Origin of the sequence: Westiellopsis prolifica IICB1, assembly GCF_004323185.1 — a bacterium.
Lineage (GTDB): Bacteria > Cyanobacteriota > Cyanobacteriia > Cyanobacteriales > Nostocaceae > Pelatocladus > Pelatocladus prolificus_A.
The window spans coordinates 1,856,748-1,870,492 of sequence record NZ_NAPS01000001.1; the positions used below are offsets into that span (position 1 = coordinate 1,856,748).

Below are 13,745 nucleotides of genomic sequence, written 5' to 3' on the forward strand. Positions count from 1 at the left end.
TCCCCTTGTCCCCGATCCCCGATCCCCGATCCCCGATCCCCAATCCCCGTCCAATTTGGTGTACCGGGAATATATCTATAGTAAAGACACAAGGCTGTTTTGATTAAACTAGCAATTCCCGATGCAGTGTATGTATGACCGATATTAGCTTTCACACTGCCAATTGCATAGTTTAAATCATTTGCACTTCCTGGATAAGCCCTAAGCAAACCTGTGATTTCAGCTTCGTCTTCTTGTTTGTTACCACTACCGTAAACTTCGAGATAGTTCACATCAGATGGTTTGATACCCGCCATTAACAAAGCTTGCTGACAAACTTGGTGAATGGCTTTAGGATTACTATTTCCTAAACTATCTTGCACAAAACTGATTGCATCAACAGCTGCGTAAATGTGATCGCGTTCTTTTTTCGCAGTTTCATGCAGTTTTAAGACTACCGCACCTGCACCTTCTCCAACCATCCAGCCATTAACTTTTTGATCATAGCTGAGGGTATTTGTACCAGAATTAATTGCTGTTCTTTGATTTCGCAACAATACATTTTCCATCCCGCCAGCTAAATCAACTGCACCCACAAGTACAGCATCTGCTTCTCCAGTTGTGAGTAAATGTTGGGCGACTTCTAAAATTTTGAAAGTCGAATTTTCACCCGCAGTTATAGTAAACGCAGGTGCTGTAAAATCCCACAGCGAAGAAATACGACTCGCCATAATATTAGCGATATAACTTACATATTCGCTGCTTTCAACGGGATGATGAATACCATCTTTAACGATGGTTTCTAATTGATCAACTTTATCAGCTGGTAGAGAAATTTCTCCGGCAATTAAGCCTTCCTTAATCTGCCAATCTAAATTCCATCTTTGCTGTAAATGATGTACAGAAAATTCCGTTTCTGCGGCAATTATTACTGCTACATTTGCACCTTCTTTAATACCTGCATCTTTTAAGGCACGTTCGGCAACTTTCAATAATAATAATTGTTGTTGATTGAGTTTTTCTAGTTCATTCGGCGGAATTTTGCTGGAAACTGTATCAATTTCAAAATCTGTAATGTATGCGCCTAATGGTGGTTTCCCGTCAGCCAAACCGTATTTTTTCAGTAACTCTGTTTGCTTCTCTATTCCGTACCATCTCTGGGGGGGTAGAGGAATAAAATGTTGTCTACCCTCGTAAATACTGCGTTCAAAAGCATCTAAACCATCACATCCACCAAAAAAGGTATCCATCCCGACAATAGCGAGTTTAGGGGGGAAAGGGGATTGGGGAAAGGGGATCGGGGATCGGGGATCGGGGATCAGGAACTCTTTTTGTCCCCCTTGTCCCACATGTCTCCCATGTCCCCCTTGTTCCCCTTGTCCCCGATCCCCGATCCCCGATCCTTCTTCTAAAATCATATGAGCATTAGTTCCACCCAAACCAAATGCACTGATAGCGGCGCGTTTTATCGGTTGGTTTCCTGGCCAATTGGTGGTGTTGGTAACAATGCGTTGCGGTGAGACAACATTGTTGTCTGTACCCATCGGTTCTGTAATATTGATTGTGGCTGGAATGACGCCATTAGACATGCTCATCAGCACTTTAATTAAACTAACGCTACCAGCAGCTGTCAGCAAGTGACCAACATTAGATTTTACAGAACCGAGTAAAGGTGTGGCTTGGTATTTACCGAAGAAGGTTTCTATTGATTGGGACTCGGTGGTATCGCCTAACAATGTCCCCGTCGCATGGCATTCCATGTAATCTATATTACTAGGATTAATCTGTGCTTCTTGGTAGGCACGCTCAAAAGCAATGGTTTGTCCTTTAGTATTGGGGCTGAGTAAGTGTTTACCCCGACCATCATTAGAAAGACCATTACCCGTGATGGTAGCATAAATGCGATCGCCATCTCTAACAGCATCACTATATCGCTTCAGTACCACCATCCCTGCACCTTCCGCAGTCAGCATCCCCCGCGATAATTTATCTAAAGGACGGCTAATATCATCATTTTCGGGATATCCTTGAATTCCAGAAAACAACATTCTAATAAATAGCGGATCTGCACAGCTGATACCACCTGCTAACATCAAATCAGCTTTGTGTGTCCACAAATAATGAGATGCCAACCTGATAGAATATTGTGGCGATGAACAGGCAGCATCGATACAAAAATGTATATTTGATAATGAGAAAGCTTGAGCAATAATCGCTGCTGGTAAGCCTGAGATCATCGCATTGTAAAATGAAGCTTCCTCAGATGAATTTAAAGCAGCTAAATCAAAGTCTTGCTGTTGTATGAGTTCTCTAATTGCAGGTGTCAGGATTTGTTGATAAATTGGTGCGAATAATTGATTAGATGCTTTGGTAGGAAGAGAGAGTGTACCTAATATGACTCCGCATTGAGAGAGAATAGATTCTTGATTGAAATAACCGCTATGTTGCAAAGCTTGTTTAGCAACATAGAGCGACCATTTAAAGGTATTATCTAGTTTTTCTAATACTTTTGCTGGTAGTTTGTAACCTGTAGTATCAAATTGAAAATCGCGGATGAATCCACCTTTGAGAGAGTAAACTTTATCTGTTTTTCCTTTGGTTTGTTCGTAAAATGTTTGAGGATTGACTCCGAGTTCTTGGGAAGTTAAAGATGATGTTGAATCTTTTTTTTGAATAAGGTTTTGCCAAAATTCTTCAGGATTTTTGGCGTTAGGAAATAAGCATGAGAATCCGATAATGGCAATTTTTTCCACAGATATTCTCCTAATACTATTATTTCTTGGTGTCTTTGTGCCTTGGTGGTAAAAAAAGAATATTTTAAACACGAAGACACTAAGACACAAAGATGTCTATTTGAAAAACCGCAGAGACGCAGAGGACACAGAGAGAATTATGCTTTTGGACGCATTAATTTGGCTGGGAAGATAATACCTTTTCCTCCGAGAAGTTGTGAGTAGATTTTTCCTTGTTTATCGTGTACGAAGAAGTCAGCAATAACACCTGTTTGTGTTTTGCTTCTGACTTCGCAGGAGACGTAGAATGGTTCGTTGTAGGGGGTTTTAGCAAATTGTTCGTATTTTTCTTGTTGTCCTGGTAAGCAAATTTCTTGATGGTAATGATTTAGCCAAATCCATAAGGGATGGGTACTCAAATCAGTTGTGAATCCATTGATCCAATATGCTGGAAATTGTCCTTGTTTGGCTTTGTCGATTTCTTGCCAAAAACATTCGACGGTGATTTTTTGTGAGTTAATGTTTATAACTCTTCTGAGTTGTTGAAAAGCTGCGCCATGAAATAATGCGGATTCTCCTGTTTGATAAAAGTCTTTATCTATGGTGGTGATGATATTATCTTCTGTCAGGTTCAGTTTTTCATAGATGGGAGCGGGAGGAATATCACGCAAGAGTTTAACTTGTGTGCTGAAGTGATATATGGTTTTACTTTCGGGGTTTTTACTCCAGATTCTGCACAGGAAATTTATTTCGTGATTATCGAGGTTTTTGGATGTTTCTTGTAAGTCGAGAATGTATTCATCTGCGAGGGTTTCGTTAAAGGTAATTCCTTTAAAAATTCGGAAATCTGTGCTACTGAATGCTTTATAGCCTGGATATAATTTTTCACAGACATCAGACATCCATGAAACTGCACAGGTAGCTGGTAAAACAGGATTTCCAGCGATGACATGATCCTGTAAAAATGGATTTGCTGCAAGTGTAAGTTTGCGACGGATGCGATAACTACGAAGTTCAGTATCTAAAGACGCAGCTGGTGTAGGCATGGGGCTACCAATCACAACTTGTGTGGTATTGTGATTAGTATTATGCAGTTCTCTGACTAACATTTGTGTCCCTGCTTCTACTGGGATTATATCAATACCCCGACGCGCAAATTCTTTTTTCAATTCTGCTGTCACCATTCCACTATCCCAACCTCCCCAGTTAATTGCAACAACGTGAGATTGAGGATTTTGTTGTTTAAATAAATGGGCTGATTTGTTGAGAATTTCGTTAGCGATCGCGTAATCAGATTGTCCGATATTACCGTAAAAACCAGTTACGGAAGAAAATAAGACTAAATGCTCAATCTGATTAGGTTTGACACAAGCTAAAATATTTTCTAGCCCTTGAACTTTAGCTGTATAAACTTTTTCAAAATCCTGTTCTGTTTTCTTTTCAATTAATTTATCGGCTAAATTACCAGCACCATGAATGATACCTGTTATTTCACCCATGCGTTGAACAGTAGCAGTCAGTTTTTGATTTAAAGCTGAAGTATCAGTGACATCTACACTAATATATTCGGCTTGTCCACCTGCTTGTTGAATTGCTGCTAATGTTTCTTTAATTTCTCGACTCGATGCTATTTGATTATATAACTTCTGTACACTCATGGGTGTGGGCTTCTCTCCAGTGGAAAGAATATATTCCATGATGCGTTTTTTTAATGTTGCTTCATCAAAACAATTTTGAGCAAAATCTGGTTCTGTTTCTAAAAGTTCCGAACGTCCTAGCAAAATAAACTTACAAGGATGCTGCTGTGCTAATCTAATTGTACATTTAGCCGTAATTCCCTTAGCCCCACCACTGACCAAGAAAACAGATGTAGGGCGAATCTGAGTTGCTGTAATCATAACTTATCCTCTCGCAGAGATAATTTCAATAAATAAAGTTGAAAATACTTGGTGTCTTTGTGGTGATAAAATATTGAAACACATAGACGCGCCAGCGGCTACCTACGGTAGGCGCGTTAGCGACTTCTGCAAGTAGTCACTCCGTGTCGAAGCGCAGGGTAGGCACTAAGACACTAAGTGTATTGCGCCTATTAACTGGATTTTTTTGAGGTGAAGGTTTGAAGGCGATCGCCATCATTAAAAACATCATCATCATGACTGCTATGATTATTGGCAAAGGAACAAAATTGTTATTTTGAGATTGAGATTGTGAACTAGAATTTGTACTTAATTTATTACTAGAAGCTAAACTAGAACTAGAACTAGAATCTGAGCTTGATTTGTTACTAGAATTAGAATTAGAGCTAGAACTAGAACTAGAACTAGAACTAGATTTAATATTAGAAGATGAACTCAAGTTAGAATTAGGTTCAACTAGTCGAACATCACCAAGATCTTTTTGTTTTGGTGATAGTTTTATTGAAGAGTTATAATTTTTGTAGCCATTGGCTTGAATAGATAATTGTGATTGCAAAGAATCGCTGTTATTAAAGTTAATTGTTAATCGATATATTCCTTCTAAATCTGTGTAGGTAATCACTGAATTACCTGGATATGTTAGTAAAATTTTAGCCCTACTAATTGGAGCTTGTTTTTTTTGGTCAATAACGCGACCAAGAAAAGTTATTGTTTGATGCTTGGACATATCTTCAAGAGTGAGGTGGGAAGGAGGACGAGGAGGACTAGGAGGACTAGGGGGAATAGGAGGACAAGGAGGTATTTCTTCTCCCTTGTCTCCCCCCTCTCCCTTGTCTTCCCTGTCTCCCCCCTTTCCTGGTCTTTCTATCTTTTGTTATCTGTCGAGTACGCTAACTAAAGTTACTCTTCCCTGGGAACCATAGGCTACTTCGGTAAGATAACGATTGGGGTCGTGAAGTTCAGCAAAAATGTGTTGTGCTGATGTTTCGGCGCTAAGATCAGGACTAAGGTCTATTGCCCGACAATATACTTTTGGCCATTCCCAAATCATGGTTTTGGTTAATCCAAATAAACCTGCACCAATCGCCCCAAAGTTAACTTTGTGTTCAACTCCAAAAGCCCCGTCTAGACGTGCTACGGTACAGAAACAACTGCGTCCGTAATTGGCTGCTGCGTTGAGGGATTTTTTCAGGTGTTTCGCCATGAAGAAGACTTGCTTAATAATCGCTTTTTCGGCTGGGAAATAAGCAATCTTACTGTTGTTGCTAGCCTGGAAGACGGGGTGAATGTGAATAAATGCGCCAACGTTACCGTAATGAGTGGCGATCGCTGCTAGTTGTTGTTGTAGATGTTCTTCAGTAGAATCTTGTAGGGTAACGCGATTCACACCTGCTGGTAAGGGGGATTTTTCGGGAACTAGGGACGGAGGTAAGTTTAAGACTACTACTTTCCATCCCCGTTGACTCAATAACTCAGCAACTTTGGTAGTGGTGAGGGAACCATCGTCGGTGATTAAGGCGATGTGTCCCTCTGGTATGGGGGATTCCCAAAAGTCGGGGGGTGGGAGAATTTGCAGCTTGGCTGGACGACGTTGGATGTTGGGTACTAACTCATCTGGCTGGTTAACAGATTCATGTTGCTGCTTTTTTTTTTCAGCCCCAGCTAGTTTCTGGAGGTACTCAACTATTTGACCGATGGTGCGTAGTTCTGCTAGTTCTTCCACATTACTCGGTTTCGGTAGGTCAGGGTATTTTTCTTGTAACGCTCCCATAATTTCTACCCGTTTAATCGAGTCAATCCCCAAGTCTGCTTCCATATCCATGTCGAGTTCTAGCATCTCGACTGGATAACCTGTTTTTTCGCTAGTAATAGCTAACAGGGTTTCAGATAGGTTACTTAAGTCAATTTCTGCTGCGGGAGTGGCTGTTTCGGTAACGGTGATGATTGGTTCGGCGGCGACTGCAACACTTGCGTGAACAACGGTAGAGTCGTTGCTGAATTCAGGTACAGCTTCTGAAGACGCGGTGACGGAGAGACGCGGTGACGCGGAGAAATTATCAAAAATATTCTCCGTGTCCCCCATGTCTCCCATGTCCCCCATGTCCCCCATGTCTCCCTTGTCCTCTACCAACGCGGGGGTAAAAACTAACGATTGTAGATACTGGACGATTTGACCGATGGTACGTAGTTCCGCCAGTTCTTCTACATTACTTGGCTTGGGTAAGTCGGGGTATTTTTCTTGCAATGCACCCATGATTTCTACTCGTTTGATCGAGTCAATTCCCAAGTCTGCTTCCATATCCATGTCGAGTTCTAACATTTCGATGGGATAACCAGTTTTTTCACTGGTGATGGCTAGCAGAGTTTGATCTAACTCAGATAGATCAATGGTTGGTGCTGATGCTACTAATGTTGCTGGTGGTAGTGGCTGTTGAGTAATTACTGGTTGCGGTGGTGCGCTGATGGTCGGTGTGTTGGGAGTGGGAGTGTGGGAGGTAGGGGGAGTGGGGGAAGTCGGGGGAGTGTGGGGTGTGTGGGAAGTGTAGGAAGTGGGGGAAGTGTTTTCTTGTGTGACTTCTTTGAGTGGTTTGACTTCTGTTACTTGTGTGACTTCTTTAATTTCTTTGACTGGTTTGATTTCTTCTGGTGTGGCTTTTCTCCCATTTGTAGAAATTACTGGTTGAGTGGTTCCACCGTCGGTGATGAGTTGGGAGTATTCTTGCTGAACGAGTTGGAAGAAGTTTTTGGTGTATTCTACCTGATCTTTGAGATATTGTTGATGAATGCGTAGGGTTTCACCTTGTTGGGCGTGAAACTGCATCATGCTACGGTCTAAGCTTTCGATGATGCTTGGTTTCAGTTTGGCTGTATCTGGTGAATTGTTACCGTTAGCAAGCAGGGAATTCTGCTGCTGCATCAGTTGGAAAAATGTTTTAGCATATTCCATCTGATGGTTCAGGTAGTGGGAATGAACTTGTAAATTCTCGCTTTGATTTTGTTGAAACTGTGTCAGGACGTATTCTAAGCTTTCTAAAATTCTTTGGTAATTTACAAGTTTATCTGGGATTTCTGGTTGCATTGGGGATCGGGGAACGGGGATCGGGGATTGGGAGGTGGGGAGAGTGGGGGGAGTGTGGGGAGTAATGTAGAGACGCGATTCATCGCGTCTGGAAGTGGGGGAGGTAGGGATTAGGGGTTGGGAATTACTGTTACCGTTGGTTTTTACCATTTCCCCTTTAACCATCTCAACAGTGTTTTCTACTAACTGGGGTTGTTTGCTGTGTCCGTTAGTACCGTTAGTACCGTTAGTTTGTGGCAATGCGATCGCACTTGTGGAAACAGAATTAGAATTATGCTGCAATTTTACTGTTTTCCCGTTCTGCAATGCTTGCTCAAATGCCATTTTCGTTTTGTCTGATACGTAGTTACTACCGCATAATTTGACGTTCAAACCTTTGTTTTTCGGTGGTTCGGCAATTACTGGCGGTAGTTGGTAGGGGTCGAGGTTTTTCAAAGACATACCCGCAACCCGCAACTGTACAGCGGCTTCGCGCACAGAACGATCACTGTTCTTTTGGGCGCTGGGGTTAAGTGCGATCGCCATATGAGGGCGATCGCCTAAGATGTCTTTGATTAAGTTGGTGAGAATGTTTCTCGGCCCAAATTCTACGAAGCAATAACCCCCAGCTGCGTAGATATTTTCGATTTCCTGCTTGAACAGTACGGAGTTGGAAAGGTGGGTTTCGAGGGTTTTTTGAATGACTGCTGGTTCTTTGGGATATTCTTTTCCTGTGACGTTGGTGTAAACAGGGATTTGAGGAATTTGGAAGTTGACGTTTTTAATGGCGATCGCAAAGGATTTTTGAGCAAAAGCAATTAGCGGTGTATGGAAGGCTGCGGATACTGGTAAAGAAACAGCCGCATATCCTTGTTTGTGTAATGCATCCTTTACTTGGGTAATAGCGTTGGTGGGGCCTGCTAATACGACTTGGCGGGGTGAATTGAAGTTAGCGATCGCCACCTGGGGATAATTCCTCAGTACGGCTTCTACTTTACTCAGGTCTTCTTTTACCGCCAGCATTGCTCCTGTATCATAATTCGGATCTTGGGGTGCTGCCATTGCTTGTCCCCGTGCTTTCACGAGTAAGCAGTAATCTGCATCACTCAACACTCCCGCCGCCCACAATGCTGTCAGTTCACCAAAACTGTGTCCAGCGACGAAATCTGCCTTAAATCCAGATTGTTGCAGAATTTTATACATCCCTGCGCTTAACATCCCAATTGCAGGTTGAGCATATTGTGTCCGTTGTAATGCTGCAATTTGGGCATTCTTTTCTGTCTCTTCAAATACGGGATGGGGAAAAACTATTTCGGATAGTGGCTGCAAGTTATCTTTGCATAACAAGCTATCCATGTAGCCATACAGATTCCGCATTTCCGGGAAATTCATCACTAATTCCCGACCCATATTCAAGTATTGCGAACCCTGACCGGAAAATAAAGCTACTACTTTTCCGGCTAATTCCATACCAGAAGCGCGGTAGTAAACACCTTGGGGATGTTCCCAGGATATTGCAGTTGCTTTGTTTTTCAACAAGTCAATGCTAATTTGTAGTAACTTGCAAGCCTCAGCACTATTCTCAGCGACAAAACCAACCCTAGCAGCACCCTGGGGAATTTCTTTGGTTTTGCAAGCTTCGACCAACTCTAGATAATGTTTATTACCTGCTTCAGACTGCAATTGAGCTAAAGTTTCCTGACAACTGCTTAATAACTCTGCTGGAGTTTGAGCAAACAGGACTACTTCACTAGGCGCAGTGTGCAAGCGGTAAGCTTGGTTGTGTTCGCCTTCGTATTCTTCCAGAACCACATGATAGTTTGTACCACCAAAGCCAAAGGAACTGACACCCGCCCGTCTTGGTGCTTCCCCTTCTGACCGAATCCAGGGTCTTGTTTCTGTATTTAAATAGAAAGGTGAATTCTTGATTTGAAGTTTGGGATTGGGTTCAGTAACGTTAATTGTCGCTGGTAGGATTTTGTGGTGGAGTGCCAAAGCAGTTTTGATTAAACTCGCCGCACCAGCTGCCGCTTTTGTATGTCCAATCTGGGATTTGACTGTACCAAGGGCGATATGATGTCTTTTGGAACTATTTTCTCCGAAAAATTCTCGTAAAGATCCGAATTCAGTTGGATCACCCGCCATAGTCCCTGTACCGTGGGCTTCAATCAGGGAAACAGTTTCGGGTGTAAAGCCTGCATCTTCGTAGGCGCGGCGTAATGCTTGTACCTGTCCCGCTTGGCGAGGGGCGTAAATACTTTTATAGCGTCCATCGCTGGATGTACCGATACCTTTGATGACTGCATAGATTTTATCGTTGTCTCGTACCGCATCTTCTAAGCGTTTGAGAACAACCATACCGATACCTTCACCCAACATCATGCCATCAGACTGGGTATCGAAGGGTCTCACGACGCCGCTAGGAGTCACCGCCGGAGTTTTGCTAAAACTGATATAAGCTGTGATCGAGTTGTCAGTGTCAACGCCGCCAGTCAGCATCATGTCACAACGATGCTCGACTAACTCGCTAATTGCCATTTTCAGAGCGGCGAAGGAACTTGCACAAGCAGCGTCAACTGTACAATTTATCCCGCCTAAATTCAAACGGTTAGCAATACGTCCAGAGATGACGTTCGCTAACATTCCGGGGAAAGCGTTTTCATCCCACTTGACATAAGCGCTTTTGATTTTCTCAATCACTTTTTGGGTATCTTCATCAGATAAGCCGCTACTTTTGAGGGCTTTTTCCCAAATTGGATATTGCAGACGCGCAGCCAAGGGAATCCCTAATTTGAGAGCTGCTGATCCTAAGATGACGCCAACAGTCTCGCGACTAAATTCCCGGTTTTCGCTGTAACCAGCATCTTCCATCGCTTGTTTGGCAATTAGCAAGCTCAACAGTTGGGAGACATCTGTTACTTCTAAAATATTTGGCGGAATCCCAAAATCCATGGGGTTAAAATCAACATGGGGGAGAAATCCGCCTCTTTTGCAATAGGTTTTGTCTTCTGGTGTCCTGGGGTTTGGATCGTAGTAATCTTCCACACTCCAATGGGTGGGTGGAATGTCGGTTATACAGTCGAGTTTATTAACAATATTTTGCCAATATTCCCGCAAGTTTTTCGCTTGGGGAAATAAGGAAGCCATACCAATAATAGCAATAGGATTATGCTGCAATTTTCTGTTTATTTTTTCGATTCCCATAGACTTATCCGACATCCTTTTTTTGACCTCAAGAAACCTCACCACTGCCTTTTCACAATTGTTTATCTGTTCTTCCAATTGCGCTAAGGCAATCTCAATTGAATGAGCAGACATAGAAGATGATTAATTTTTGGTAATGTGGATGATATAACTGCTACAGTTTCTGTAGCGAATTAATGCAGCAGTTATCCTATGCACAAGGGCTAAATACTTGTATTGACATCAGCATCCAATAGCAAATGTCACCCTAACAATTTTGGATTTTGGATTTTGGATTTTGGATTAATATTTTTTGGAATATCAATTCTAAAATCGCCAATCTTAAATCGGTTTACTCGATGAAAATAATTTTGCTTGTGTCTGTTGCAATTAGATCAAAAATATTACACAACGCTCGACTCCTGAGATTGCGGTAATAAGTCGATGACGTTGTTGTAACTAGTAAAGTAGTCTTGCAGTGCGTTAGCTGCCTGACCCGTAAACTCTATCCATTCGTAATTATGGATATTGGGGGAGATGCTTTCACACTGGAATATTGGAAACTTAGGAGTAACTAAGAGAACAGAAACGCTTTTTATTTCTGAGGCAGTTTGATTATCTAGCTTAACTGCGGCAATGTAGCTGGTGTTAAGAATAACGTTCTGAATCTTGATAAATGCCATAGCAGTTTCGACTTCCAAGATAATATATTCTATGAATTCTGTCAAACAATATTTGACAAATTCGTTACAGAAAAATACCTCCTTTCATTTGAATTCATAAGCAATTACAAAAATAATTGAACTAATTAGAACTTAGAAAGATAAAGCCGCTTCCTGATTGGATTTAAAGAAGGAGCATTTTAAGTTTAATTCTGTTCACTTACTCAATCATTAATAATGGCATAGGGACTTTTTTAGTGCGTAGTTATGTACTCTCAATTAATTATTCACTAACTAATAAGCCTTGTTGCCTAAAAGAACGACAATTAATACCAAGATTAGCATAGCCAGAATTAACTGAACTGTTCGTAGAAGGCAATTTTAGAAAAAAGATAATTACTAACTTGAACAATCATTAAAAAGTAGCATTTCTTACTATTGCTTCAAGTAAAAAGTAGAAAGTGCCTATACTACGGTAATAAATAGGCATCTCTTTCGCAATTATATTAATAAATAGCTTCAAGAAATATTGATTTTGGAATTAAATTAACAATGTGATCAAAAAAATTGTGCAGCCAGTAAACATCAGTATATTTTTCCTGACAAGCTGATGATTCAGCTATCAATGATGCTGATTTTGCAATAAAAATAAACTAGACACATTAAGAGGTTATTAAAGTCAATATTTATTTACATTTTTTTGTTGGTCATTAGAGACGCGATTTATCGCGTCTGTACAATGGTCATTGGTCATTCTCCCTTGTCTCCCTTGTCCTCTTTGTCCCCCATCACCCCATCCTCACACTGAGATTGGCTTTTTTCCCTGTCCATTTTTCCCAACGGATAATTTCGCGACTGACTAATTCTGGGTTAGGATCTCCGATAAAACAGATACGTCCCATCCTTTCACAAGCGCTCAAAATTTCACCGTTTCCCATAAATGGAGCAATGACAAATTGATCTTGATGACTTGTATAAAGGTTGATCAGGTAATTAATTATTCCCTCAATACCTTCAATATGAATTGGTGTTTGTGGCTTGGATATGGATTGATGAGAAAAAATGCCAATGTACAGGTTACTAATGATTAATTCATACTGGTAAGGCATCCGAGTTTGGTTGCAAAACTCATAAATTTGATCTTGGGAACGTACGACTGCAACAATTCTTGCTTCATCAACCAAGTAATCATGATTCCAAGTAGGCGATAGAGTGGCGATCGCTAAAGCTGCATTTGAGGGTAATAGTTGTCTAAAATCTTTACTACTGGTATCACCACAATAAACTAAATGCCTACCCAGCACTAATTCATCACCTACTTTGACTTGCGGTTCTTTGAGAATAATGGTAGTTTTGCTGTCTGTATTTTCTAAACGATTTGGTACTTTTTTAATAGCTGACTTTGCTTGTTTTTGTGCGATCGCACTTTTTAAGGCTAATAATTGTAACTCCTTTTGCTTGGCTCGTGATTCTGCTGCTAATTGTGCTTGTCGTTCAGCTTCTTGTTCTTCTCCCTTGGCTTTGGCTAATTGTGCAGCTTCTTCAGCTTGTTCTGCTAAGGTACGTTCAGCAGTAGCAGTTCTGGCTATTTCTAACTGAGCTGTAGTACTTTTGGCTAATGGCGTTTCTTTAATTAACTGTTTTACCTCTGGATGAATAGCTTTAGCAATTTGTAAACCTTGCTGCAAAGTACGTTCAGAGAAACCTGTTTGTTTTGCGATATCCTTGGTAGTTTTAGCTGGTGGTGAAATGGTTGCACTACCTTTGAGGGTATATTGGTTATCTCCTGCTTTGGCTCTGAGTCCCATCCGTTGGAGAATTTGCTCTCGTTCCAACCAAAGTTCATTACGTTCGAGAGGTTCTAACTCATTGCGGATCAAATTTTCGTCTATTTCCGCTAAACGAGATTGTTCAGTATCTTCATAATGAACAACATTGCACTCAATTTCTTCTAAACCCAGCATCTGACAAGCCGTCAAACGGTGCAACCCAGCAATTAAGTTGTAATGTTGATCTACCGTGATTGGGTTTAAAAGACCATTTGCTTGAATAGATTCTTTTAAATCCTTGACTTTCTCGCCATTTAATGGACGACGATTCACACCAATTTTAATTTTGTCTATAGATATTTTAGGCATAATTACTGTTTTTCTAAGTCGTCAGTCAGAATACCCGCAAGACGATAAACCCGATTTTATTTCACCAGTGCGATCAA

General features: G+C 41.2%; 6 protein-coding genes. All 6 read right to left on the bottom strand.

Annotated elements, in window-relative coordinates; genetic code table 11:
* Nucleotides 1-2,732 (bottom strand): beta-ketoacyl [acyl carrier protein] synthase domain-containing protein (locus B4U84_RS07880; RefSeq protein WP_278248312.1); only part of this gene is annotated, 2,732 nt, incomplete at its 3' end.
* Nucleotides 2,733-2,869: 137 nt separating this feature from the next.
* Complete coding sequence (locus B4U84_RS07885) at nt 2,870-4,609, bottom strand: SDR family NAD(P)-dependent oxidoreductase (protein ID WP_131116737.1); 1,740 nt, start codon at nt 4,607-4,609, stop codon at nt 2,870-2,872.
* A gap of 136 nt (nt 4,610-4,745) precedes the next feature.
* The gene (locus B4U84_RS07890) at nt 4,746-5,354 is read right to left on the bottom strand and encodes a peptidase associated/transthyretin-like domain-containing protein (RefSeq protein WP_131116739.1); all 609 of its coding nucleotides are present in this window, start codon (nt 5,352-5,354) and stop codon (nt 4,746-4,748) included.
* A gap of 147 nt (nt 5,355-5,501) precedes the next feature.
* Nucleotides 5,502-11,003: a type I polyketide synthase gene (locus B4U84_RS07900; RefSeq protein ID WP_131116745.1), complete on the bottom strand. Its 5,502-nt coding sequence runs from the start codon at nt 11,001-11,003 to the stop codon at nt 5,502-5,504.
* A 269-nt stretch (nt 11,004-11,272) separates the two neighbouring features.
* Nucleotides 11,273-11,551, bottom strand: a complete 279-nt coding sequence (locus B4U84_RS07905) for a hypothetical protein (protein WP_044452410.1) — start codon at nt 11,549-11,551, stop codon at nt 11,273-11,275.
* Between the two features lie 767 nt (nt 11,552-12,318).
* Nucleotides 12,319-13,668 (bottom strand): ParB/RepB/Spo0J family partition protein, encoded by a 1,350-nt coding sequence (locus B4U84_RS07910; RefSeq protein ID WP_131116748.1) that lies wholly within the window; start codon nt 13,666-13,668, stop codon nt 12,319-12,321.
* Nucleotides 13,669-13,745 lie beyond the last annotated feature (77 nt).